General features: G+C 63.1%; 26 protein-coding genes and 1 tRNA gene. 11 read left to right on the top strand and 16 right to left on the bottom strand.

The genetic code is table 11. The features are described from left to right. The first annotated feature begins 13 nt into the window (after positions 1 to 13). The 5 genes from ACQZ6J_RS06880 (at position 14) to ACQZ6J_RS06860 (ending at position 4,312) form a co-directional block, all read left to right on the top strand. Positions 14 to 586, top strand: coding sequence for a TadE/TadG family type IV pilus assembly protein (locus ACQZ6J_RS06880; protein ID WP_449084148.1), 573 nt, complete (start codon positions 14 to 16; stop codon positions 584 to 586). A gap of 138 nt (positions 587 to 724) precedes the next feature. Continuing rightward, the gene (locus ACQZ6J_RS06875; protein WP_449082942.1) at positions 725 to 1,945 is read left to right on the top strand and encodes a phosphopentomutase; all 1,221 of its coding nucleotides are present in this window, start codon (positions 725 to 727) and stop codon (positions 1,943 to 1,945) included. Then, positions 1,942 to 2,910: an adenosine deaminase gene (locus ACQZ6J_RS06870; RefSeq protein WP_449082940.1), complete on the top strand. Its 969-nt coding sequence runs from the start codon at positions 1,942 to 1,944 to the stop codon at positions 2,908 to 2,910. Before ACQZ6J_RS06875 ends, ACQZ6J_RS06870 begins: the two co-directional genes overlap by 4 nt. Positions 2,911 to 3,030: 120 nt before the next feature. Continuing rightward, a complete protein-coding gene (upp, locus tag ACQZ6J_RS06865) occupies positions 3,031 to 3,660 on the top strand; it encodes a uracil phosphoribosyltransferase (protein ID WP_112801400.1) in 630 nt (209 codons plus the stop codon). Between the two features lie 127 nt (positions 3,661 to 3,787). Further along, positions 3,788 to 4,312 (top strand): TIGR02281 family clan AA aspartic protease, encoded by a 525-nt coding sequence (locus ACQZ6J_RS06860; protein WP_449084147.1) that lies wholly within the window; start codon positions 3,788 to 3,790, stop codon positions 4,310 to 4,312. 49 nt (positions 4,313 to 4,361) lie between these two features. On the opposite strand, the gene deoA is transcribed toward ACQZ6J_RS06860, so the two are convergent. From deoA to ACQZ6J_RS06815, 9 genes are all read right to left on the bottom strand, one after another. Continuing rightward, positions 4,362 to 5,669: a thymidine phosphorylase gene (deoA, locus tag ACQZ6J_RS06855; protein ID WP_449082938.1), complete on the bottom strand. Its 1,308-nt coding sequence runs from the start codon at positions 5,667 to 5,669 to the stop codon at positions 4,362 to 4,364. Positions 5,670 to 5,673: 4 nt separating this feature from the next. Next, complete coding sequence (deoC, locus tag ACQZ6J_RS06850; RefSeq protein ID WP_449082936.1) at positions 5,674 to 6,447, bottom strand: deoxyribose-phosphate aldolase; 774 nt, start codon at positions 6,445 to 6,447, stop codon at positions 5,674 to 5,676. Next, positions 6,444 to 7,250: a purine-nucleoside phosphorylase gene (locus ACQZ6J_RS06845; RefSeq protein ID WP_449082934.1), complete on the bottom strand. Its 807-nt coding sequence runs from the start codon at positions 7,248 to 7,250 to the stop codon at positions 6,444 to 6,446. The genes deoC and ACQZ6J_RS06845 overlap by 4 nt, the downstream gene beginning before the upstream one ends. Beyond that, positions 7,247 to 7,639, bottom strand: a complete 393-nt coding sequence (locus ACQZ6J_RS06840; RefSeq protein WP_028754402.1) for a cytidine deaminase — start codon at positions 7,637 to 7,639, stop codon at positions 7,247 to 7,249. The genes ACQZ6J_RS06845 and ACQZ6J_RS06840 overlap by 4 nt, the downstream gene beginning before the upstream one ends. A gap of 3 nt (positions 7,640 to 7,642) precedes the next feature. Next, on the bottom strand, positions 7,643 to 8,614 hold the full coding sequence (locus ACQZ6J_RS06835; protein WP_163985073.1) for an ABC transporter permease: 972 nt from the start codon (positions 8,612 to 8,614) through the stop codon (positions 7,643 to 7,645). Between the two features lie 10 nt (positions 8,615 to 8,624). Continuing rightward, positions 8,625 to 9,728 (bottom strand): ABC transporter permease, encoded by a 1,104-nt coding sequence (locus ACQZ6J_RS06830; protein ID WP_163985074.1) that lies wholly within the window; start codon positions 9,726 to 9,728, stop codon positions 8,625 to 8,627. 7 nt (positions 9,729 to 9,735) lie between these two features. Further along, positions 9,736 to 11,247 carry an ABC transporter ATP-binding protein gene (locus ACQZ6J_RS06825; protein WP_449082931.1) on the bottom strand — a complete coding sequence of 504 codons (1,512 nt, stop codon included), beginning with the start codon at positions 11,245 to 11,247 and terminating at the stop codon, positions 9,736 to 9,738. 81 nt (positions 11,248 to 11,328) lie between these two features. Further along, positions 11,329 to 12,324 carry a BMP family lipoprotein gene (locus tag ACQZ6J_RS06820; protein WP_163985076.1) on the bottom strand — a complete coding sequence of 332 codons (996 nt, stop codon included), beginning with the start codon at positions 12,322 to 12,324 and terminating at the stop codon, positions 11,329 to 11,331. Positions 12,325 to 12,695: 371 nt separating this feature from the next. Next, complete coding sequence (locus ACQZ6J_RS06815) at positions 12,696 to 13,013, bottom strand: hypothetical protein (RefSeq protein ID WP_163985077.1); 318 nt, start codon at positions 13,011 to 13,013, stop codon at positions 12,696 to 12,698. A gap of 231 nt (positions 13,014 to 13,244) precedes the next feature. Between ACQZ6J_RS06815 and ACQZ6J_RS06810 the strand changes: the two genes are divergently transcribed. Further along, positions 13,245 to 13,334: transfer RNA gene (locus tag ACQZ6J_RS06810), tRNA-Ser, on the top strand. Positions 13,335 to 13,526: 192 nt separating this feature from the next. Here ACQZ6J_RS06810 and ACQZ6J_RS06805 read toward each other — a convergent pair. After that, entirely contained in the window at positions 13,527 to 14,423 is an 897-nt protein-coding gene (locus ACQZ6J_RS06805) for an SDR family oxidoreductase (protein WP_449082928.1), read from the bottom strand. Between the two features lie 93 nt (positions 14,424 to 14,516). On the opposite strand from ACQZ6J_RS06805, the gene ACQZ6J_RS06800 reads away from it, so the two are divergent. Next, positions 14,517 to 15,350, top strand: coding sequence for a helix-turn-helix transcriptional regulator (locus tag ACQZ6J_RS06800; RefSeq protein ID WP_163985079.1), 834 nt, complete (start codon positions 14,517 to 14,519; stop codon positions 15,348 to 15,350). 247 nt (positions 15,351 to 15,597) lie between these two features. Next, positions 15,598 to 16,533 (top strand): SDR family oxidoreductase, encoded by a 936-nt coding sequence (locus ACQZ6J_RS06795; RefSeq protein ID WP_449082926.1) that lies wholly within the window; start codon positions 15,598 to 15,600, stop codon positions 16,531 to 16,533. Positions 16,534 to 16,650: 117 nt separating this feature from the next. Here the strand turns inward: ACQZ6J_RS06795 and attM are convergent, their stop codons facing one another. Beyond that, positions 16,651 to 17,442: an AttM family quorum-quenching N-acyl homoserine lactonase gene (gene attM / locus ACQZ6J_RS06790; RefSeq protein ID WP_449084146.1), complete on the bottom strand. Its 792-nt coding sequence runs from the start codon at positions 17,440 to 17,442 to the stop codon at positions 16,651 to 16,653. 122 nt (positions 17,443 to 17,564) lie between these two features. Between attM and ACQZ6J_RS06785 the strand changes: the two genes are divergently transcribed. Beyond that, positions 17,565 to 18,458, top strand: a complete 894-nt coding sequence (locus ACQZ6J_RS06785) for a LysR family transcriptional regulator (RefSeq protein ID WP_449082924.1) — start codon at positions 17,565 to 17,567, stop codon at positions 18,456 to 18,458. A gap of 33 nt (positions 18,459 to 18,491) precedes the next feature. Here the strand turns inward: ACQZ6J_RS06785 and ACQZ6J_RS06780 are convergent, their stop codons facing one another. Then, complete coding sequence (locus ACQZ6J_RS06780; protein ID WP_449082922.1) at positions 18,492 to 19,796, bottom strand: MFS transporter; 1,305 nt, start codon at positions 19,794 to 19,796, stop codon at positions 18,492 to 18,494. A 109-nt stretch (positions 19,797 to 19,905) separates the two neighbouring features. On the opposite strand from ACQZ6J_RS06780, the gene ACQZ6J_RS06775 reads away from it, so the two are divergent. Continuing rightward, positions 19,906 to 20,358, top strand: a complete 453-nt coding sequence (locus ACQZ6J_RS06775; protein ID WP_449082920.1) for a winged helix-turn-helix transcriptional regulator — start codon at positions 19,906 to 19,908, stop codon at positions 20,356 to 20,358. 49 nt (positions 20,359 to 20,407) lie between these two features. On the opposite strand, the gene ACQZ6J_RS06770 is transcribed toward ACQZ6J_RS06775, so the two are convergent. The 4 genes from ACQZ6J_RS06770 to ACQZ6J_RS06755 all read right to left on the bottom strand — a co-directional run bounded on the left by ACQZ6J_RS06770 (position 20,408) and on the right by ACQZ6J_RS06755 (position 23,276). Beyond that, positions 20,408 to 21,289, bottom strand: coding sequence for an NAD(P)/FAD-dependent oxidoreductase (locus ACQZ6J_RS06770; protein ID WP_449082918.1), 882 nt, complete (start codon positions 21,287 to 21,289; stop codon positions 20,408 to 20,410). Further along, entirely contained in the window at positions 21,286 to 21,735 is a 450-nt protein-coding gene (locus ACQZ6J_RS06765; RefSeq protein WP_449082916.1) for an RrF2 family transcriptional regulator, read from the bottom strand. The genes ACQZ6J_RS06770 and ACQZ6J_RS06765 overlap by 4 nt, the downstream gene beginning before the upstream one ends. A 128-nt stretch (positions 21,736 to 21,863) precedes the next feature. Continuing rightward, positions 21,864 to 22,448: an isochorismatase family protein gene (locus ACQZ6J_RS06760; protein WP_449082914.1), complete on the bottom strand. Its 585-nt coding sequence runs from the start codon at positions 22,446 to 22,448 to the stop codon at positions 21,864 to 21,866. A 78-nt stretch (positions 22,449 to 22,526) separates the two neighbouring features. After that, positions 22,527 to 23,276 carry a sulfite exporter TauE/SafE family protein gene (locus ACQZ6J_RS06755; protein ID WP_449082912.1) on the bottom strand — a complete coding sequence of 250 codons (750 nt, stop codon included), beginning with the start codon at positions 23,274 to 23,276 and terminating at the stop codon, positions 22,527 to 22,529. A 98-nt stretch (positions 23,277 to 23,374) separates the two neighbouring features. Here ACQZ6J_RS06755 and ACQZ6J_RS06750 point away from each other — a divergent pair, with 98 nt between their 5' ends. Further along, positions 23,375 to 24,256 carry a LysR family transcriptional regulator gene (locus ACQZ6J_RS06750; protein WP_449082910.1) on the top strand — a complete coding sequence of 294 codons (882 nt, stop codon included), beginning with the start codon at positions 23,375 to 23,377 and terminating at the stop codon, positions 24,254 to 24,256. Positions 24,257 to 24,314: the final 58 nt, after the last annotated feature.

Raw genomic sequence — 24,314 nt, 5'->3', positions numbered from 1 at the left:
CGGGCCGGTGACCATGGTTGCTAAAGAGAATACGCCCGTCGGCATCCTGCGGCGCTTTGCCGGAGATAAACGCGGCGTCGGCGCGATCGAATTCGCCATTCTTTTTCCCGTGCTGCTGATGCTCTATCTCGGTGCCTTCGAGCTTACCGTCGGCCTCAACGTTTCGAAGCGCGCCAGCCGCTCCGCGGGATCGATCGCGGACATCGTCTCGCAGCAGTCGAGCGTCACCAAATCCGTGCTGGCGACCATGCCCTCCGTGGCGGGCGCCATCTTCGCGCCCTACAGCACGACCGGCCTGACGCTGAAGATCACCGGTATTGCGATCGACGGCACGGGCAAGGCCACCGTGGCCTGGTCCTGGGCACAGGACGGGAGCAAGCCTTATAGCGCCGGCAGCCCCGTCACCGTGCCGGCCAATATGAACCAGGCAAGCACTTTCCTGGTTCGCAGCGAGCTCGCCCTTCCCTATCAGCTTCTGACCTTCGGCTCCAATTTCCTTCCGAGCGGCACCAACCAGATCACCATCAGCCGGCAATATTATTATCGCCAGCGCGTCGGCAATTCGATCAGCTGCAGCGACTGCTAAGGCCTGCGGCGTCGAGACGGTCCTCAGGCGGGCCATTCCAAAACGGAAAATTGCCAAGTCGATGCCTCCGTTATATGGGTGACGTCCTATATTCCGGGGGACCTTCCCGGAATGACGACATTCTTGATCGGGTGATGTATGGCGCGCGCCTTTCTCTTTGTTCTGGATTCCTTCGGCGTCGGCGGCGGCCCGGATGCGGCAAGCTATGGCGATGAAGGCGCGGATACGCTCGGCCATATCGCCGAATTCTGCGCGGCCGGCGCTGCCGACCGCCAAGGCCTGCGGCAAGGACCGTTGGCGCTGCCGAACATGGCCGGCCTCGGCCTGCTGGAGATCGCCAAGGCGGCGACGGGCAACTATCCCGCCGGCATGCCGCTGCCGGAAAAGCTGTATGGCCTTTATGGCTGCGCCAGCGAAGTCTCGCGCGGCAAGGACACGCCGTCCGGCCATTGGGAGATCGCCGGAACGCCCGTTATGTTCGACTGGGGTTACTTTCCGGCCGAGGGCGACGCCTTTCCGCCGGAGCTGGTAAAAGCCATCTGCGAGGCGGCCGACCTGCCCGGCATCCTCGGCAACTGTCACGCGTCGGGTACGGATATCATTACCAGGCTGGGCGAAGAACACATCCGCAGCGGCAAGCCGATCTGCTACACGTCGTCGGATTCCGTCTTCCAGATCGCGGCGCACGAGCGGCATTTCGGCCTCGATCGGCTGATTGCCCTCTGTAAGACCGTGCGCACCCTGCTCGACCCCTACAATATCGGCCGCGTCATCGCCCGCCCGTTCGTCGGCGAGAGCGCGGCGACATTCGAGCGAACCGGCAACCGTCGCGATTTCTCGGTGCTGCCGCCGGAGCCGACGCTGCTTGACCGTCTGGTCAAGGCGGAGCGCACCGTGCATGCCGTCGGCAAGATCGGCGATATCTTCGCCCATCAGGGCATTTCCAAAGTCATCAAGGCCAATGGCAACATGGCGCTGATGGATGCGACGCTGGCGGCGATGGACGAGGCCGCCGACGGCGATCTGGTCTTCACCAATTTCGTCGATTTCGACATGGTCTATGGCCACCGCCGCGACGTGCCGGGCTATGCCGCCGCGCTCGAGGCCTTCGATGCGCGCCTGCCGGAGGTGCACAAGAAGCTGAAGGCGGGTGATCTCGTCATTCTGACGGCCGATCACGGCTGCGATCCGACCTGGCGCGGCACCGACCACACGCGCGAGCGCGTGCCGGTCATGGCTTACGGACCGGGCATCCGCTCGCGCTCCATCGGCATCCGCCAGACCTATGCCGATATCGGCGAGACGGTCGCACGACATCTGGGTATTGCGGCGGGGCCGCACGGGAGGAGTTTCCTTTGACATCGCATCTGAAGAAAGTGGAGCTGCACTGCCATCTGGAGGGCGCGGCACCGCCGGCGCTGACGCTGGCGCAGGCGGAGAAATATGGCGTCGATACCAGCGCCTTCCTCAAGGATGGCATCTATCTCTGGAAGGATTTTGCCGAGTTCCTCGTCTGTTACGACAAGGTTTCCGAGGTCTACCGTACCGAGGAAGACTATGCGCTGCTGACGGAAACCTATCTCGAGGAGCTTGCCGGCATCGGCACGATCTATAGCGAACTCATCGTCTCGCCCGACCATGGCGACCGTATCGGCCTCGGCGCCGATGCCTATATGGCTGGTGTTTCGGCCGGCATCCGTGCCGCAAAGGCAAAGACCGGCATCGAGGCGCGGCTGATCGTGACAGGCGAGCGCCATTTTGGCCCGGACCGCGTGGTGAAGGCGGCCGAATATGCCGCCAAAAGCGACAACCCGCTGATAACAGGCTTCAACATGGCCGGAGAAGAGCGCATGGGCCGCGTCGCCGACTACGCCCGCGCTTTCGACATCGCCCGCGAGGCGGGCCTCGGCATCACCATCCATGCCGGTGAGGTGTGCGGCGCCTTTTCCGTCGCCGACGCCGTCGAGCTGGTGCGCCCTGATCGTATCGGCCATGGCGTGCGCGCCATCGAGGACATGGATCTCGTCAAGCGCCTTGCCGATCTCGGTACGGTGCTGGAGGTCTGCCCCGGCTCCAACATCGCACTCAAGGTCTTCCCGGACTTCCAGTCGCACCCGCTGCGCAAGCTGCGCGATGCCGGCGTGAAGGTCACGATCAATTCCGACGACCCGCCGTTCTTCCACACATCGCTGAAGCGTGAGTATGAACTGGCGTCATCCGCCTTCGGCTTCAGCGACAACGAGATCGATGCCATGACGCGCACGGCGATCGAAGCTGCCTTCGTGGACGAGGCAACGCGGGCGGCATTGCTGGCTAAGTTGTAAAAGCAGGATTTGGGCCGCTGTTGGGGATGAAATCTCGAAAAGCGGCCTATTTTCTTGCACCAGAGGCGATTTCCGTGAAAGAAACATCTCATATCGCGGAATTACTGGAAGGCTGAAACCATGGACGGCGTCACTGTCATCGATCACCCGCTTGTGCAACACAAGCTCACAATCATGCGCAAGAAGGACACGTCGACGGGAAGCTTCCGCCGGTTGCTGCGCGAGATTTCGACGCTGCTCTGTTACGAAGTCACGCGCGACCTGGAACTGACGATCCAGACCATCGAGACGCCGCTGCAGCCGATGGACGCGCCGATCCTCGAGGGCAAGAAGCTGGTCTTCGCCTCGATCCTGCGGGCCGGCAACGGCCTGCTCGAAGGCATGCTCGACCTCGTGCCCTCGGCTCGCGTCTCGCATATCGGCGTCTACCGCGACCACGAAACGCTGCAGCCGGTCGAATATTACTTCAAGGCGCCGGAGGATATTTCCGAACGCCTCATCATCGTCGTCGATCCGATGCTGGCAACCGGCAACTCCTCGATTGCCGCCATCGACAAGCTGAAGGAGCGCGGCGCGCACAATATCCGCTTCCTTTGCCTGCTCGCGGCTCCGGAGGGCATTGCCAACTTCCGCAAGGCGCACCCGGACGTGCCGGTCTTCACCGCGGCGATCGACAGCCATCTCAACGAGCTTGGCTACATCGTGCCCGGCCTCGGCGACGCCGGCGACCGCATGTACGGCACGAAGTAAAATCCGCAGCTATACGCTTCTTGCAGCCCGGTAGTTGTTCAACTGCCGGGCTTTTTATTGATTGCCTTAGCGTGATTTCAGTAAACCTGGCTTACAAATGGCAAGGCCCGCAGGAGGGGTCTTGTCGATGCTCGTTCGCGTTCTTGTCATTGCCGGAATCATCGCCGCTGCGGCGACCCAGGTGCCGATGCTGGTGAATGGCTATGGCGAACACGCGGAGAAGCCTATGCCGGTGGAAGCGGTTGCGCTTGCGCCGCCAAAGGTGGACGCGCCTGTTTCCTACGGCAGCGTTTCACTGCGCGCCGATGCGGGCGGCCACTATCAAGGTGATTTCACGATAAACGGCCGCACGGTGCATGGAATGATCGACACCGGCGCAACCTATGTCGCGATCAACGAAAGTACCGCGCGCAGCCTGGGTTTCAGCAGCGTCGATCTGGATTATCGCTACACGACGCAAACGGCGAATGGAACTTCCAAGGTTGCTCTCGTCAAGCTCGCTCGGCTGGAGATCGGCAACATACGCGTGCGTGATGTCGATGCCGTGGTGGCGAAGGACAGCGCTCTCAGTACGACGCTAATCGGCATGAGCTTCATGAAGAAGCTGAACTCTTTCGGAGTCCAGAACGGCACTTTGCTGCTGAAGCAATGAGGCAATCAGGCCCCAAGAGGGGCCGATTGCAGCCGCAAGGCCTTTTCCATCAGATCCTGCTGATGATGACGGGTGATGCAGCGGGCGCTGTATCGACGAGGCGATAATTGGCCGCGAGATCGGCAACAGCCTTCTCCGCGCCCGCCTCGTCCGCGGCGTGAACGGTTGCGATACGATCACCCTTGCTTACCTTGGTGCCGAGCGGCAGGATATCGCTGAAGCCGACGCGATGATCGATCTTGTCCCGAGGACGGCGGCGGCCACCGCCGAGATCGATCACGCTCATGCCGATCCCCCGGGCATCGCAAGCGCCGAGCCAGCCGTCGGCAGCGGCGAGAACCGGCTTCCGCACCGGCGCGCTGACCAGATAGCGATCGGGATTTTCGAACAGGTCCACCGGGCCGCCGAGACCATGCACCATGCGGCCGAAGATCTCCGCCGCCTTGCCGGACGCCAGGGCCGCCCGCGCTCTGCCCTCTGCCTCGACGATACCAGGCGCAACGCCGGCTTGAACCAGCATTTCAGACGCAAAGGCGAGGACGACCGTCTCCAACCGCGTGCCGGCCTTGCTGCCCTTCAGGAACTCCAGGCAGTTGCGAAGCTCGACCACATTGCCGGCGGCATCGGCCAGCGGCTGGTTCATGTCGGTGATCAGGGCCGAGGTCTTGACCCCGCCGCCGTTTGCGACCTCCACCAGCGAGCGCGCCAGCGTCTCGGCTTCTTCCTGCGAGGTCATGAAGGCACCGCTGCCGATCTTGACGTCGAGCACCAGCGTTTCCAGCCCCGCCGCCAGCTTCTTCGACAGGATGGAGGCCGTGATCAGCGGCACGGAATCGACGGTCGCGGTGACGTCGCGAACCGCATAGAGCTTGCCGTCGGCGGGTGCGAGCGCGCCGGTCTGGCCGATGATGGCGCAGCCTACCTCGTCGACCACCTTGCGGAAACGGACGGCATCCGGGGTGATGCCATAGCCGGGAATGGATTCCAGCTTGTCGAGCGTGCCGCCGGTGTGGCCGAGACCGCGACCCGATATCATCGGCACGGCGAGGCCGCAGGCGGCTGCGATGGGAGCCAGCATCAGCGAGACGTTGTCGCCAACGCCACCCGTCGAATGCTTGTCGGCAATCGGCCTGCCGATGCCGGACCAGGACAGCGTGTCGCCGGAGCGGGCCATGGCCAGCGTCAGCGCCACCGTTTCCTCACGCGTCATGCCGCGAAACCAGATGGCCATGGCAAAGGCGCCGATCTGGCTTTCGGCCAGTTCGCCGCGTCCGAGTGCGCCGATGAAGCTGTCGATGTCGGCGGCCGAAAGGACGGCGCCGTTCCGCTTCTGCCGGATGATTTCCTGCGGGATCATAGGGTTAATAGCCTGAGGAGGCCGTTTTGGACTCGCCGCCGGCCAGCACGTTCAAGATATCGTCGAGCAGGCTCGATGCGCCGAAACGGAAGGTCGAGGGCATGGCCCAGTCGGGCGCCATGATGGTTTCGGCAAGGCTCAGATAGAGCGCCGCGTCGGCGACCGAACCGATGCCGCCCGCCGGCTTGAAGCCGACCTTGCGGCCGCTGGCGCGGATTGCCCGCAGCATGATGTCTGCGGCCTCGAGCGTGGCGTTGACGGCGACCTTGCCCGTGGAGGTCTTGATGAAATCGGAACCGGCATCGATCGCAAGTTCAGAGGCGCGCTGGATCAGCGCCGCGTCCTTGATCTCGCCGGTTTCAAGGATGGTCTTCAGGATAACCGGCCCCTTGCATTCGGCTTTGACGGCAGCGACCATATCGGTGACGGCCTGTTCGTTGCCCGCCAGGAAGGCGCGGTAGGGAATGACCAGATCGATCTCGTCGGCACCGTCGGCGATCGCTTCGCGGGCTTCGGCGGCAACATCCGCCACCTCCATGTCGCCAGCGGGGAAGTTCACCACGGTCGCGATCTTCACGGCATGATCGGTTCCGAGAATGCCGCGCGCCTGGGCGACGAAGCGCGGCCAGATGCAGATGGCGGCGGTATTGCCATAGGGCGACTGCGCGCGGGCGCAAAGCGCCTCGATCTGCGCAGGCGTGCAGTCATCCTTCAAGTTGGTCAAATCGAGAAGGGAAAGCGCAACAGCTGCCGTTTCTCTCAGGGAATGGCCTGTCATTGTGGATCTCCTTCGTCAGCAATCATTTCTTTCAGAATAGCGGCCAGACGTGCGCCGCCGACCGGAGCCATGTCCTTCGTCTCGTCATGCGAGAGTTCGCCACCGGTCATGCCAGCACCATAGTTAGTGATGACGGAGGCGGCGGCAACCCTCAGGCCGAAAAGACGGGCCAGAATGACCTCCGGCACGGTCGACATGCCGACAGCATCTGCCCCTAGAATGCGCGCCATGCGGATCTCCGCCGGCGTTTCGAAGCTCGGTCCGGAAAACCACATATAGACGCCGTGTGACAGCTTGATCTCAGCCTTTTCCGCCGCCTTGCGCATCCGCATGATCAAGTCGACGTCATAGGCGCTGGTCATGCCGACGAAGCGCTTGTCGCTTTCCTCGCCGATCAGCGGGTTCATGCCGGAATAGTTGATGTGGTCGGTGATCTGCATCACCGAGCCCGGCGGCATCTCCTCCCGCAACGATCCGGCCGAGTTCGTCAGAATCAGCGTATCGACGCCGAGCGCCTTCAGCGTCTCGATCGGCGCGCGCATGGCATTGGCGTCGCCCTTTTCGTAATAATGCACGCGGCCGGACAGCATGATGACAGGAACATCCCCGAGCTTGCCGGCGACCAGCGTACCGGCATGGCCGGACACGGCGCTGACCGGGAAGCCCGGCAGATCGGCATAGGGAATGCGCAAAGCGTCCTTGACCGCATCGACAAGGGTGCCGAGGCCGGAGCCGAGAACGATGCCGTAGCGCGGTTTCAGATCGCCAAGCTTCTCGGCAAGGATGTCGGCGGCCGCGCTCATCCGAGTATCTCGGTTTCGAAGCTGAAGGGCAGCATCTCGTCCATGGTCATGGTCTTCTTCACGCCGGTTTCGTCGCAAAGATAGATCCGCGTTTCCTTGCTGGCAAATTCGGCGATCTTCTGCCGGCACCCGCCGCAGGGCGGGCAGAGCGGCAGCTTCTCGGCAATGACGGCCATTTCGACGATCTTCTTGGCGCCGCCCATGATCATGTGGCTGATCGCGGTCGGCTCGGCGCACCAGCCCTGCGGGAAGGACAGGTTTTCGATATTGGCGCCGGCATAGATCTTGCCGTCCTCGGCGCGGATCGCCGCGCCGACGGGAAATTTCGAATAGGGGGCATGAGCGAAAGCCATCGCTCCGCGAGCGGCCTCGAACAGATCATGCGACATGGACTAGCGCTCCTTGGTATAGGGCACGCCACCCGCCTTCGGGGGCTTGGCGACGCCGATGAAGCCTGCAAGCAGGATGCAGGTGAGGATATAGGGCAGCGCCTGGAAAATCTGTACCGGCACCTCGCCCATGCCTGGGATCGACTTGCCCTGCATGAAATTGGCGAAGGCATCGAGGAAACCGAACAGAAGGCAGGTGAACATGACCGGTACCGGCTTCCATTTGGCGAAGATCAGCGCGGCCAGTGCGATATAGCCCTTGCCCGCCGACATGTTGTTGATGAAGGCGGCCGACTGGGCGATGGCGAGATAGGTGCCGGAGAAGCCGCAGAGAATGCCGGCGGCGATCAGCGACCGGTAGCGCAGCCATTCGACCGAGATGCCGGCCGTATCGACGGCGCCGGGATTTTCACCGACGGCGCGCAGCCGCAGGCCGAAACGGGTGCGATAGAGGATCCACCACGAAATCGGCACCGCAAGGAAGGCCAGATAGGTCAGGATGTTGTTGCCGGAGATGACGTTCGCGTAGAGTGGCCCGATAAAAGGCACATCGCGAATGGCGTCGGCGCCCGGCAGGGTGATGGCGGAAAAGCGCGCCGTGGCGGGCAAGGTCGGCGTGCGTCCGCCCTGCCCGAACCATGCCTGACCGAGAACGATCGTCAGGCCGGCGGTCAGGAAGTTGATCGCGACGCCCGAGACGATCTGGTTGCCGCGATTGGTGATCGATGCGAAGCCGTGCAGCAGGCCAAGGACGATCGAAACGACGATACCGGCGCCGAGCCCGGCCCAGGGCGAACCGCTGATTGCGGCTATGCAAGCCGCCGCGAAGGCCGATGCAAGCATCTTGCCTTCAAGACCGATATCGAAGATGCCGGCGCGCTCGGAGAACAGGCCCGCAAGCGCGGTGAAGATCAGCGGAATCGACAGGCGGATGGTCGAGCCCAATATGCTGATGAGAAGCTCATAATATTCCATCGTCCGCTCCTCACGTCCTGACAAATTGCTGGTAGATACGCGCGAGCGCAGGCCGGAACATGTACTCGAGCGCACCTGCGAACAGGATGACGAGACCCTGGATCACCACGATCATGTCACGCGTGATGTTCGGCATGTCGAAGGATAGCGCATCGCCGCCCTGATAGAGGATGCCGAACAGGATCGCCGCCAGGATGATGCCGAGCGGATGGTTGCGGCCCATCAGCGACACGGCGATGCCGACAAAGCCCGCGCCGAGCACGAACTCCACCTGCAGGCGCGCGGAGGCGCCCATGACGGGATTGAGCGACATCATGCCGGCGAGGCCGCCGGAGATCAGCATGGCGATAACGACGGTGCGGGCATAGGGAATGCCGGCATAGACGGCGGCCGAGGGGCTCAAGCCCAGCGTGCGCATTTCATAGCCAAGCTTGGTGCGCCAGACGAGCACCCAGACGAGGAAGCACATGACCAACGCGATCAGGAAGGACACGTTGAGGGGGGCGGCACCGATGGTCGACCCGAAGATATCCATCAACCAGCCGAGCTTGGGCAGCTGGCCTCCCTCGAGGAAGGTACGGGTTTCCGGGGCCATCTTGCCCGGCACGATCAGCACATGCACCAGCAGGAAGTTCATCATCGCCGATGCGATGAAGTTGAACATGATGGTGGTGATGACGACGTGGCTGCCGCGCTTGGCCTGCAGCCAGGCGGGGATGAGGGCCCAGAGCGCGCCGAAGATCGCCGCGCCGATAACCGCAAACGGCATGGTCACGTACCAGGGCACGTATTTGTCGAGCGCCAGCGCCACCAGGGCACAGCCGAGACCGCCGACATAGGCCTGGCCTTCCGAGCCGATATTGAACAGCCCGGCGTGGATGGCGACGGCGACCGAAAGCCCGGTGAAGATGAAGCTCGTCGCGTAATAGAGGGTGAAGCCGATGCCCTCGCCGCTGCCGAGCGCGCCCTGCAGCAGCAGCACGAGCGCGTCGAGCGGACTTTCGCCGATGAACCAGACCACAAGGCCCGATATCAGGAAGGCAACGATCAGGTTGAGAATGGGGATCAGACCGTAGTTGATCCAATTTGGGAGCGGAACGGAAGCCGTGCTCATAAACGCCTCATGCGGCAATGCCGGCCATCATCAGGCCGAGTGTTTGTTCACCGGCCTCAGCCGACTTTTCACCGACGATATGGCCGGCGAACATGACAAGGATACGGTCCGAAAGCGCGCGGATCTCATCCAGCTCCACCGATACCAGCAGGATCGCCTTGCCGGCGTCGCGCATCTCGATGATGCGGCGATGGATGAATTCGATGGCGCCGATATCGACGCCGCGCGTCGGCTGGCCGATCAGCAGAGCCTTCGGATCGCGCTCGATCTCGCGGGCGACGACGATCTTCTGCTGGTTGCCGCCGGAGAAGTTGGCGGTCTTCAGCCGCGCATTCGGCGGGCGGATATCGTATTTTTCGATCTTCTCGATCGCATCCTTGCGCATGGCTTCCAGATCGAGCATGCCGCCGCGCCCGTATTTGGGATCGCGGTGATAGCCGAGCATGGAATTCTCATACTCCTCGAATTTGAGAACGAGGCCCATGTGATGCCGATCTTCCGGAATATGCGCAAGCCCGAGATCGCGCAGGGCGGCCGGATCGGCATTGCCGATCGGCTTGCCATGCAGAAGGATCTCGCCCGAGGCCGGCTTGCGGATGCCGGCGATCGCCTCCAGCAGTTCGGACTGGCCGTTTCCGGCAACGCCGGCAATGCCGACGATTTCACCGGCGCGGACATCGAAGGAGACATTGTCGACCATGATGACACCGCGACCGTCCTTGACGGTGAGGTTGCGGACCGACAACAGCACCTCGCCGGGATTGGACGCACCCTTTTCGACGCGCAGCAGCACGCGGCGCCCGACCATCAGCTCGGCCAGTTCCTCCACCGTGGTTTCCGCCGTCTTGCGGGTCGCGACCATCTCGCCGCGGCGCATGACGGAAACCGTGTCGGTGATCGCCATGATTTCGCGCAGCTTGTGGGTGATGAGGATGATCGTCTTGCCCTGGTCGCGCAGCACGCGGAGAATGCGAAACAGATTGTCGGCCTCGGCGGGCGTCAAAACGCCGGTGGGCTCATCGAGGATGAGGATTTCGGCGCCGCGATACATCGCCTTGAGGATTTCGACGCGCTGCTGCTGGCCTACCGGCAGTTCTTCGATCAGCGCGTCCGGATCGACCTCCAGGCCATAATCCTTTTCCAGGCGGCCCAGTTCGGCGCGCGTGGCGGCGACGCCCTTGGCGAGCAGCGCGCCGCCTTCGGCGCCCAGCATCACATTCTCAAGGACGGTGAAATTATCGACCAGCATGAAATGCTGGTGGACCATGCCGATGCCGGCGGAGATCGCCGTCTGGCTGTCACGGATGGCGATAGGGTTGCCGTTGATGCGGATTTCGCCGCTGTCGGCCTGGTAGAATCCGTAGATAATCGACATCAGAGTCGATTTCCCGGCACCGTTCTCGCCGATGATCCCGTGGATCGAGCCCTTGGCGACGGTCAGGTTGATATCTTTGTTTGCGTGGACAGCACCGAACTTCTTGTCGATGTCCACGAGCTCGATGGCAGGCGATTGGCTCACTATAGGGGGCTCCAGAAACCGGATTCCGGATAAGAAAAGGGCGTATGACGGTTTGCCACGTCATACGCCCTTGTTTCATTATCAGCTCTTCGGGCAGGCGTTGTCGGTCAGATAGTCGTGGACCTTGATGGTTCCGCCAACGATATCGGCACGCGCCTTGTCGATGGCAGCCTGCATTTCCGGAGTGACGAGCGGCTTGTTGTTGTCGTCGATGGCAACGGTGACGCCGTCTTCCTTCAGGCCGAGCTCCTGGGTGCCGGGCGTAAACTTGCCGTTCTTGGCATCGCTGAAGGCATTGTACACCGCCAGATCGACGCGCTTGACGACGGAGGTCAGAACGGAACCGGGATGCAGGTAGTTCTGATTGCTATCGACGCCGATCGACAGCTTCTTGTTGTCGGCAGCCGTCTGCAGCACGCCGAGGCCGGTCGCGCCGGCAGCCGCGTAGACGACGTCCGCGCCCTGGTCGATCTGGTTCTTGGTGAGCTCGCCGCCGCGAACCGGGTCGTTCCAGGCAGCGCCGGTCGTGCCGGTCATGTTCTGGAAGACTTCGATCTTCGGATTGGTCGCGCGCGCGCCCAGCTCGTAACCACACTCGAACTTGCGGATCAGCGGAATGTCCATGCCGCCGACGAAGCCAACCTTGCCGGTCTTCGAAGCCATGGCCGCCATGACGCCAGCGAGGTAGGAGCCTTCGTTTTCCTTGAACTTGACCGAGCGGACGTTCGGCAGATCGAGGCTGTCGTCGATCAGCACGAATTCGGTCTTCGGATATTCGGCGGCAACCTTCTGGAGAGCGGAGGTCCAGGCGAAGGAGACGGCGATGACCGGATTGAAGCCCTTGCTGGCGAAGTTGCGCAACGCCTGCTCACCCTGGGTGTCGCCTGTCGGCTCGAAATCGCGATAGGCGATGCCGGTTTCCTTCTTGAACTTTTCGGCGCCGTTATAGGCAGCTTCGTTGAAGGACTTGTCGAACTTGCCACCGGTTCCGTAGACGATTGCCGGCTTGATATCGGCCGCAAGCGCCGTTGCCGACATGGCGGCCAAGGCAAAAAGGGTCAGAAGGGATTTTTTCATGTGTCGCAGCCCTGTTGTTGCTATCTTGTTGGGTCCTCCCGCAAGCCCGTTGACCGGGCATGTCTGCGGAACCGCTGACCTCCCCCGAGGCCAAGCTGGCGCGCATCCTTGCATGGCTGCACGAAAAACTCACGAGAAATTTTTCAGTTGGTAAAGATTTGTGGGAATTGGTGAAAACCCGCCCAAATGACCCGTTTTTTAAACAATTTCGGCCCAAAACTGCAATTTTATTGGTCAAAGAGGCGGCTGATCGGCGCTTCGCAATCGCTGGCTCCAGCCCTTGCGGCACGGCAACAAGCCCGTCGCCAGACACCCTCCGGCAGCCCCGAATTCCTCAAATGGCACAGGCCGAAAGGCGCGCTCCAACCCTCTCAGGCGCTGAAGCGGCCGGCTGCGGGCTGGCGCTTGTAGGCGATCATCCACAGGAGCAGCGAGACCGCCAGGAAGACGGCGAAAGCCGGCTGAAACAACAGCCATTGCATCACCATGTCGTAGAACTGCGGATGGACGTAATAGGCAATCGCCGAACGAAGCCTGGCCAGCGACGAAGGGCTGACATCGTTCCATGCATCGCCCATCGGGGTGAGCACCACGGCGGAAGCAGCAACGGATTGAATGGAATCGATGGTGCCGGCGATGACCGCCACCACGAGCGCGACGAGGCTGGCAAAACGCAGCAGGAAACGCATAAACCCCTCCGGATACACATTACGCCCGGCCTTTTCAGGCCGACCGGTCTTAGGCCGCCTCATCTTCTTCTTAGATAATTTGCGCGCGAAACAAGCGCAATGGGGATGAGAAACAGAGTTTTGCATCGACAAGTCAAAAATCTGTCAGATTCGGGTTGATTGCGCGAAATTCATCGGTATATATCGCGCCGTTCCGACGATTTGCTTCCTGACCGGGTGCGAAACGCCAAAGGACAGGTGGCCGAGTGGTTTAAGGCGCACGCCTGGAACGCGTGTGTACGTGAAAGCGTACCGAGGGTTCGAATCCCTCCCTGTCCGCCATATATATTTCTGTCCAATCGCTGTTTTTCCGAATTCCCGCATCTTACCGGCTGTCTGCCGTTCTTGATCGGAAACCTGCGCTCATGGCTCCCGCAAACGAAAAAACCCGGCCAGTGAAACCCGGCCGGGCCTTGGGCTACGCGGCCCGTCTGATTCCGAATCCGCGAGCGGATCGGAATCCTGCAATGAAGATCACGCCCCGGAAACCTGCAGCTCGGCAAGATCGGCGAGCAGCGTCGGGCCGGTGGGGTTCCAGCCCAGCTTCTGCCGCGTCTGGGCACTGGAGGCCGGCATGTCGTGGCCGGCGAACATGGAAAGCCAGCCGAAATATTGCCCGGCCTCCTCTTCGCCGACGGATTTGACGGGCAGGTTCAGGCGCCGGCCGATAATCTCGGCGATATCGCGCATCGCGACACCCTCCTCGGCGACGGCGTGATATCTCGCGTTCGGCTCGGCACGCTCGACGACAAGGCGATAAAGGCGGGCGACGTCGGAAAAATGCGCGGCCGGCCAGCGATTGTGTCCGTCCCCGACATAGGCGCAGACGCCCTTTTCCCGATATATCTGGATCAAGGGCGTAATCAGCCCCTGCGAGACCGGATCATGCACCTGCGGCAGCCGCACGACCGAGACGTTGACGCCGATCTCGCCGGCAAGGGTGGCAGCCTCTTCGGAAGCCGCGCGGGGGTGCCTGTCGGAGCCGACGGTCGGATTGTCTTCCCGGGCAGGTTCGCCCGGCACCGTATTGGCAATCGCCGTTCCCGAGGTGATGACGAGCGGGCGAGCCGAACCGGCAAGCGCCGAGGCGAGCGTTGCGATGACGCGGCGATCATCTTCGCAATTCGCCGCGAACCTCGAGAAGTCGTGATTGAAGGCCAGATGGATGACGCCGTCCGACTGCGAGGCGCCGCTTTTCAGGATTTCCATATCCTCGAGCGTTCCGTGAAGAACCTCGGCGCCGGCGGCGGCGAGCGCCACGGCCTTCTCCTTGGAACGGGAAAGGCCGAGCACCTGATGGCCAGCCGCAATCAACTCCCTGACGACATTCGAGCCGACATTTCCGGTCGCGCCAGTAACGAATACACGCATAAGCACAGTCTCCTTATTTCACTGGAGACAAGTTTGAGCCCATCTGCTATTCTGGTAAAGTAGTGACCTTATCATAGTAAAAGCACTAACAGGATGACCGATCTTCTCGAAACGGAGAATCCGCTCGGGGCCTATCTGAGGGACCGACGCGCCAGGCTCGATCCAGCCGTCCTCGGCTTTGCCTCCGAGCGGCGGCGAACGCCCGGGCTGCGGCGCGAGGAAGTGGCGCAGCGCGCCAATATCAGCCCGACCTGGTACACATGGCTGGAACAGGGGCGCGGCGGCGCGCCGTCCGCCGACGTGCTCGACCGGATCGCCCGCGCCTTGATGCTGACAGAGGTGGAGCGGGAACATCTGTTCCTGCTCGGGCTTGGGCGCCCGCCCGAAGCACGCTACCGCAAGAATGACGGCGTGACGCCGCGGCTGCAGCGCGTACTCGATGCCCTCGACCCCTGCCCCGCCCTCATCAGGACCGCCACCTGGGATGTCGTCGCCTGGAACAAGGCGGCGACCATCATGCTGGTGGACTACGGATCGCTGCCGCCGGAAGAGCGCAATATCCTGCGCTATATCTTCCTCGATCCGCGTGCCCGCGCGGCGCAATATGACTGGGAAAGCGTGGCGCGCTTCGCTCTGGGCTCGTTCCGTGTCGATGCCGCCCGCGCGGGCGCGGCGGCCGAGATAGAGCCCTTCGTCGCCGAGCTCTGCCGGGCCAGCCCCGAGTTCAGCGCCATGTGGCGCGACAACGTCATTGCAGGCACGCATGGCGAGGCCGTCAAGCACATACGCCATCCCGTCCTCGGCCCGCTCGCATTCGAATATTCGGCCTTCTCGGTCGATGGCCGGACGGATCTGAGCATGGTCGTCTACAACCCGGCGACACCCGACGATGCCGAACGGATCGAGGCGTTTCTGCCCCAAGTCTAGTGCGCGGGGGCGCGGCGCGGCTTCATCTTTCCATTGACGCCGATCTTGAAGCCGGCCTACATTCTCCCTGTCGAAAATGGCTGGCTTGGTCTCGGTAGGCCCAGGCCCTTCTCCCGAAATGGGGAAGCTCTGTTCCACGCGATGCGTGGATACCCCGACAGTCCCTGCGCTTCGGGCGCGTTTCGGGTCTGTTCGGTGGCCATCCGACGATGTTCCTTCGGCAGACCTATTTCGAAGGAACCGTTGCATGTCCACTATCGATCAATCCCAACCGATCCTCGTCTATCTCGCCGCCGGCGTCCAAGGTGGCGCCGTCGTCCGCGCCGCTCTTCGGCGCGGCTTCAAGGTCAGGGCCCTTGTCCGGGACCGGACGCGCGTTCGGGCGCTCGCGGCCCTCGGCATAGAGCTTGCCGAAGGTGACCTTCGCGATCCCGCCTCGCTTCGCGCCGCCGGCACCGGCATCAGGCACGCGGTGCTGCAGATTCCGATAGGGCCGCAGGAGGCCATGCGCATACAAGCCGAAAATGCGGTGTCGGCCTCCCTTGCATGCGGCCTCGAATCCATTGTCCTGAAGCTTGCCAGCGCCAGCCGCCCGGCGCCCTGCGAGGAGCCGAGCTTCGTCGCCAACGCCATGATCGAGGACGTGGCCCGCGCTTCGGGCCTGCCCTTCGCCGTCGTCCGCCCCACCATGTATCTCGACAATCTCCTGAAGCCCTCGGCGCGGATGGAAATCATCGATGAGGGGGCTTTCGCGCCGCCGATCGCCGAATCCCAGCGCATCGCCTGGACCTCGGTCGACGATTGCGCCCGCGCTGCCATCACCCTGCTGGAGCGCGGCGTCCATTCCGGCGACCATCGTATCGCCGGGCTGGAAAGTGTGTCGGGGAGCGAACTCGCCTCGCGGATCAGCGCGGGGCTCGGACGCCCCGTCACCTATCGCGCCCAGCCGCTCGATCAATTCGAGAGGGAAGTGGATGCGGCGATGGGGCCGGGAACGGGGCGGCGCGTCGCCTCGAAATTCCGCTTCTTCGCATCGCACCGGCATGAGGCGGATGCGATGCTGGCTGCTCCATTCGAGCCGCAACCCGGTCTGGAGGATTTCCAGCCGACCGGCATCGAGGAATGGGTCCGCCAGCACCGGACGCAGTTTTACGACACCGGCCAGATGCCGTCGGTCGAATGAGACCGAAGACCTCGCAATAGCGCGCCGACGGCGAAATGCGTCCCGGCGGGCCCTGCAGGATCTGATTTTCAGAGCGGTCCCGCGTGGCCTGCTTTTCAAGGCTCACCGGATACAGCTTCAATCATAATAGGCCGGAGCCTGCCTGAACTTAGGCCAGGCTTCAGGATCGTGGCCCATGACCACCAGCGCATCGGTCTGCTCGGCGAGCGCGCGCAGCTTGCCGACCGATCGCACCGTGTCGACGGCCGAAGCCATGAAGCCGGGCAGCGCGCGCTCATTCCAATGATCGAGCGTGTACGCGGCGTCGATGGCCAGCAAAACCGCGCCCGTGTTGGGCAAGCGCACCAGGAAGGACTGGTGGCCGACGCTGTGACCCGGCGTGAAGACCATCCGCAGCGTTCCGTCGCCATGGAGATCATAGGCGTCGGTGGCATCGCCTTCCAGGAAATGCCATTTCAGGCCGGGCCGGTCGAAGTCCCGGCGGACATAGGCGCCGGCCGCGAACCAGTCCGGCGCGAAGGCATATTCATATTCCCGGCGCTGGACGATGTGGGTCGCATTGGGAAACCGGCCGACAGCGCCGCTGTGATCGGAATGTAAATGCGACAAGACGACGAAGCGGACGTCCTCGCGCGAGATGCCGAGCTTCGCCAGCTGCGCGACGCATCCCTGCTCTTCGGTCATGATGGGCCGATAGCTATCGACGACATCGCCCCAATAACCGCGCGGATCGGCCAGCCCTTCAGCCGCAAGCCCGCCATCGATGATGACGTTGCCCCTGGGATGGGTCAGCAGAAACCACGGCACCGGTATTTCATAATCGGCGCCGTCTCCCTGGTTCATCCTGATGTCGTGGGCCTTGCACCGCTGCGTGCCCGATTGAAACATGTAAAGCCTGATATCGCCCATGAGCCTGACCTGTGTTTTGCGATTGAGAGCCAAAGCGTGCATCCTTTTCGGCGATCAGCGACCCGGTCACCAGACCGCTTGATCCACTTACATTTATCGGCTGTGCCGATATATTGCCCCGCATGGATCTGTTGGTGGCAATGCGCGTCTATGTCAGGGTGGTGGAACGGGGCAGCATGTCGGCCGCCGCCCGCGATCTCGGCATGGGCCAGCCCGCCGTCAGCGAGCGCATCGATCGGCTGGAGCAATATCTCGGCACGCGGCTGCTGCTGCGCAACACCCGCAAGCTTTCCGTCACCGATGTCGGCGCCGCCTTCTACGAGCGCAGCAAGCAGGTTCTCGACAGCGCAAGCGACGCCCTGACGGTCGTAAACGGCGATCAGTCATTGCGCGGCACGCTCCGGATCGCAGCGCCTCATGGGCTCGGCGACATCATCCTGCCGCCGATCCTGCTACAGATGCGCAAACGTCATCCGCTGCTCAAGATCGAGCTGGTGCTCAACGACAGGATCGTCGATCCGGTGACGGAGGGCGTCGATCTCTCGCTGCGCCTGGGCGATCTCGGCGAGGGCAGCTTCGTTGCCCGGAAGCTCGGCCATATCGCCCGCGTTCTGGTGGCATCGCCGGGCTATCTCGATCTGTATGGGACGCCGGCAGAGCCGGATGAGCTTGCCAACCATCCTTTCCTCCGGGTCTCGGGCCTGTTCAACAACGGCCGGCTTCCGTTGATCGGCGTCGACCAGCAAATCGGCTTTGCCGCCATCGACACCGTCCTGAGCACCAGTCACTGGCGGCCGCTGCACCGCCTGTTGCTCGATGGAGCTGGCATCGGCGTGCTGCAGGAGCCGGTCTGCGCCGAGGATCTTGCCAGCGGCAGGCTGATACGCCTGCTGCCCGGATTTACCGTGCCGGGATTTGATCTGCATGCTCTTTATCCGGCCATAAAGCCCGTTCCACCCCGAATTCGAGCGGTCCTCTCCCTTCTGGAAGAACAGTTGCCGGCGATGCTGCCCTGAGCAGGCCCGAGCGCTGAAAAACTAGCTGTCGTCTTAAACGACGCTTTGCGTCGCCACCCTGGGCGTTGCCCGCAAGGTGAGCGCCCAGAAGAGAAGCGTCGCGAGGCTTATCGCCGCACCGGACAGGCACACCCCCGGCCAGCCTGCATGGGCGTATATGATGGTCGATGTCGACGAGCCGACGGCGCTGCCGATGGAATAGAAGACCATATAGGCGGCGGTCAGCCTGTTCTGCGCATCGGGCCTGACACGGTAGATCATGCCCTGATTGGTGACGTGCGTCGCCTGCAGGCCGAAGTCGATGACGAGCACGCCGAGGATGAGCCAGAAGATCGAGTGATCCAACATCGAGATCGGCAGCCAGGCGGCGAGCATCAGCGCGAGCGCGATGCCGGTCGTGCGCTGACCATGGCCGCGGTCGGCCCAGCGCCCTGCCCTGATGGCGCCGAGCGCGCCGGCTGCGCCGGCAAGACCGAACAGGCCGACTTCGGTGTGGGACAGCGAATAAGGCGGCGCGGTCAGCGGCAGGACGAGCGGCGCCAGGAGCGTGGTGATATTGGCGAAGATCAGCATGGCGATGACGGCGCGGATGCGCAGGACCGGTTCTTCGGCAAGCAGGACGCCAAGCGAGCGGATGAGGCCGAAATAGGAAAGACTCGTCTGCGGTCTTTGCTGGCGCGGCAGCGCACGCCAGAGGAGAAGCGCGATCGCCAGCGTCAGCACGGCAGAGACGATATAGACCGTTCGCCAGCCGGAGAGATCGGTCAGCGTTCCCGCGACGCTGCGCGCCAAAAGAATGCCGAGCACGATGCCGCTCGTGACCATGCCGACGATATGGCCGCGCTCGGAGGGATGCGACAGGCTGGCGGCGTAGGCGACCAAGGCCTGCGTCACCACCGCCAGGAAGCCGACGGCGGCCATGGAGCCGAGCAGCATGGCCGCACTGGACGAAAAGCCGACGCAGACGAGTGCCGCCACGCTCAGCAGCGATTGCACGACGATGAGCTTGCGCCGGTCGACGAGATCGCCGAGCGGCACAAGCAGGATCAGGCCGAGCCCATAGCCGAGTTGCGTCGCGCCGACGATCAGGCCGGCAACCGTGCGCGACAGCTTGAGGTCGTCAGCCATGACATCGAGAAGCGGATGGGCGAAATAGGCATTCGCCACGGCGAGGCCGCTGGCGACCGCAAACAGGAAAATCGTGGCGCGCGTGAGCGGCAGATTGCCTTCGGCGGAGGGCTGCACCCCCTCGTTCCCGAACACGTCTTTAAGCGAGGAATGAAGGCGCGCGCTATCGTTCGCGCTGCCCGCCGGCGGCGCGTCCTGATCGATCGTCATTGCAAAACTCCCGATTTTTCGGTTTAATAATGAAACCATCAATCGGGTACCATTATTGGTTTAATAATGCAACCATTCTTGCAGACAAAAGACCGGGAGCTTTGAGCGGATGGTCGCGCGAAAAAGCCTGAAAGGCGATTATTGCCCAAGCGCCCGCTCGCTCGACGTCATCGGCGACTGGTGGTCGCTGCTGATCGTGCGCGATGCGTTCGACGGGCTGACACGCTTCGGCGAATTTCAGAAGAGCCTCGGCATCGCCAAGAACATTCTGACCGAGCGCCTGCGGACGCTGGTGGCGAGCGGCATTCTGGAGCTGGCTCCCGCCAGCGAGGGCGGCACGCGCATGGAATATCGCCTGACGGCGATGGGAAAGGACCTCTTCCCGGTCATGGTGGCATTGCGGAAGTTCGGCGAACGCCATCTCTTCGCGCCGGCCGAGGAGCATTCGCTGCTGGTGGATCGCGCCACCGGACAGCCGGTGCAACTCGAAATCCGGGCGCGGGACGGACGCACCATCGGCCCGGACGAGGCGCTGATCCTGAAGGTGCCCGAAGAGAAATAGGGCAAAGGTGCCGGAGCCCGGAGGGCAGAAGCACCCTCCGGGGCCAGTTCTAAAACACCAGCGAGCGGTGCAGCTGCGCGCCGGCCCAGGCGCCGTCGCCGACGGCCAGCGACACCGAATGCGGGATGCGCGCGGCATCGCCGCAGGCGAAAGCGCCGAAAACGGTCGTCTCCTTCGTAGCATCCGTCTGGATCTGCAAGCCAAAGGGCGTCTCTTCGAGCGCGCAGCCGAGCTGTTCGGCGACCGGGCTTGAGGGCGACACGCGCGATGCTGTGAAGAGGCCGGCAAACTGCAGCAGTCGTCCGTCTGTAAGCCGCACGTCGGCCGCTCCCTCGAGCCTTGCGACCGGCGTTTCCTCGATCGCCACGCCGCGCGCGGCCAGATCGGCGCGCTGTGCCTCGTCCGGAGCAAACGAACCGTTGAGAAACAGCGTCACCTCGCCCCATTCCGGCAGCAATTGCGCCTGATGCAGCGACATCGACCCGGTGGCGATGCAGCCGATGCGGCCCTGATCGAGCTCGTAGCCATGGCAATAGGGGCAATGGAAGACGCTTCGGCCCCAACGCTCCCCCAGCCCCTCGACCTCGGGCAACGCATCGGAGACGCCGGTGGCGAAAAGCAGGCGCCGGGCATTGTGGCGCGCGCCGTCCGCCGTGGTTACGGCGAAGGCATCCTTCTCGCCCTCGGCCTGCTTGGCGATCCCCTCGACCCAAGACAATGTCGGATAGGCGGAAAGCTGCTCGCGCGCCTTACGGGCGATCTCGCCAGGATTGACGCCATCCTGCCCGAGAAAGCCGTGGGAGGCATCCGCAAAACGATTGCGGCGCTTGCCGGCGTCGATCACCAGCACCTTGCGCCGGGCGCGGAGAAGCTGGAGGGCGGCCGCCATTCCGGCGTAGCCGCCCCCGATAACGATGACGTCATGGGTCATAAGAGGGTCCTTTCTGTGCGCCACTGCGCATGACGCCTTGCAAATTCGGCGGCGAGATCGGCAAGCGTGACACTCTCAAAACGCTTGAGCAGAAGCGCCTCCGCTTCCGCAAAAGCATCGTCGAGCACGGAATTGACCGATTGCTCGACAAGGCATTCCGGCGTCTCGTTGCGATTGCCGATGGCGAAGACGGCCGGTTCGCCGAGTGCTTCGTGCAGCTGGCGCAACGTCACGCTTCCAAGATCGGCGGCGATCGTCCAGCCGCCTGTATGCCCCTTGGCGGAACGCACGATTCCGACCTCGCGCAAAAGCCCCATGGTGCGCCGTACCACGACGGGATTGGTATGCATGCATTGCGCCAGGGTTTCGGATGTCACCGGCGCATCCTGCTCGGCCATATGGAGCAGGGCATGGAGAACGGAGGAAAGTCTGCTGTCGCGTTTCATGTAACTTCAATTATTACGATTCGACGCAATATTCAAGAGTTGGCTCGACTTATGTGCCCACCGAGCGCAATTCAGCCGCGCTGAGAGGGATTTGGCCGCCGCCGTCTGTCTTCGCATCCATCGCGCGATTAACAGCGCTTTCTGAACTGAACATCGCGTGCCGAGGCGCAGATGCGCACCTCGTCGCCCAGCGACCATTCAGCCGCCCGTGCAGCCATGGCTGCGGGCACGCCTTGCGACCCCGGCCCGGCGGGAACGTCATAGGTGGCGTGCGCATCATGCGGCAGCAGTACGCCATAGCCACGCTGAAGTGCCGACCGCGCCGTTGCGGCAACGCACATTTCCGAAAGCACGCCTGATATCACCAGTTCGCGCACGCCGAATGCGGCGAGGACGGCATCGAGATCGGTGCCCTCGAAGCCATCATCCTCCGTCTTCCGAATGACCACTTCGCCTGACTGAGGCGGGAAATGGAGTTTCCATCCCGGCTGAAACGGCTCATCCGGCGCACCGGCTGGACCATCGTTCTGCAGGAAAATCACCGGCGCCCATGCCGACCGCGCCTTATCCAGCAGGAGCTCGACCACCGACCTCAGCGTTGCATCGCCGGGCACGGCCTCCGGCCCCTCGACAAAGGCATTCTGCACATCGACGACGAGCAGGGCATCGGCGGGCGGATGACCATCAGAAATCGCTTGCTGCTCTTTTTGCATCGATCAACCGGCCTCCGTCGGAAACGAACTTCGAAGCATATGGGAACGCACGGGGCAACCCGGCAACACAGGACTGCCTCAGAAAGCGGCTTTGACGACCATCTCGGCGCCAAGCACCAGAAGGCACAGCAGAAACCATCGGCGGAACGTTGCCGGGCTGACGCGGTTGCGGATGATCTGGCCGGCCCACATCCCGGCGAGCGCCGGCACGATCGCCAGCGCAGACAGCGCGAGATTGTCGACGCGGAAGGCGCCGTGCCAGGCGAGCGCGCCGGCCAGCGCCACGGTGGAAACGGTGAAGGAAAGGCCGAGCGCCTGAACCAGCTCTTCCTTCTCCAGCCTCAGCGCCTGCAGATAGGGCACGGCGGGAACGACAAAGACGCCGGTCGCGCCGGTCAGCAGGCCGGTAATCAGGCCGACGACCGGCGATAGCAGCGGCTCCAGCGTCGAAGGCACATGAAGCTGGCGGGCAAGCAAGGCATGGCCGGCATAGAGGATGAGCGCCCCGCCCAGCGCTCCCGTCGTCAGCCGCGTATCGCCGGTCGCCAGAAGATATGAGCCGGCAAAGGTTCCGACGACGACGGCAAACGCCAGCAGGGAAAACCGTCGCACGAGCGCGCGGAAGCTCGGGCCCGCCAGAAGCTGCCAGACATTGGTGACGAAGGACGGCACGATCAGCAGGCTGGCCGCCGTAAGCGGCGAAATCAGGGTGCTCAAGACCCCCATCGCCACGGTCGGCAGCCCCATGCCGGTGACGCCCTTGACCATGCCGGCGACAAAGAAGGTGGCGGAAATGGCGGCAAGAAGCGATATCGAATGATCCATCATATCCCTCCCCTAGCAAATACAGGGCCATGGACAATGCGGATGACGCGAAGGCAGCCTTCGGCTATCCCGAAGGCTGAACATGCGATAATCTCCGATCCATGCGCTTCGATCTGACCGACCTTCGCCTTTTCCTCGCCGTCGTCGATGCCGGCAGCATTACCCATGGCGCCGCCGATGTCGGGCTTTCGCTGCCGGCCGCCAGCGAGCGGCTGCGCGACATGGAGGCCAATGGCGGCGTAAAGCTTCTGGAACGCGGGCGACGCGGCATCCGCCCGACACCGGCCGGAGAGGCATTGGCACACCACGCGCGACTGATACAGCGGCAGCTGGCGCAGATGCGCGGCGAACTCGGGGAGCATGCGAGCGGCCTGCGGGCAACCATCCGGCTTGCGGCCAATACCGCCGCAATCGCCGAATACCTGCCGTCACGGCTTGCGGACTGGATGAGCAGGCATCCGCGAACCGATATCGACCTCAAGGAGCGGCAGAGCATCGAAATCGCGCGGGCCGTTTCAGCCGGGCACGCCGACATCGGCATCCTGTCCGACGCCGTCGATACCTCTGGCCTGATATTGCGGCCCTTCGCGATCGACCGGCTGGTGGTGGTCGTGTCTCGCGATCATGCGCTTGCCGCAACGAAGCAGATCGCTTTCGCAGATGTCCTGCACGAGCATTTCATCGGGCTCGCCGGCGGGGCGCTACAGGACCACATCGACGCGCGGGCCGCCCGCCTCGGCGCCCGATTGAAGATGCGGGTGCGGATGCGGACATTCGAGGGCATCTGCGACATGGCAGGCCATGGCGTCGGCCTCGGCATCGTGCCCGAAACCGCGGCGCGTCGCTGCGGCCGGTCGGCGAAGATCGCGGCGCTGCGCCTCACCGACAGCTGGGCCACGCGCCGGCTTTCGATCTGCACGCGCTCCCTCGATGACCTGCCGTCACCGGCCCGGGATCTCTTCGAGCATCTTGCAACGGCATGATCGCGACCCTGTTGGAAAAACGGGGCCGGATCGAATAGTCTCGTCCGATGGCTGCCGG

It is taken from the genome of Rhizobium sp. A37_96 (genome assembly GCF_053521765.1).
Note: the sequence above shows the minus strand (reverse complement) of the source record. Positions and strands in the feature narration are given on the sequence as shown.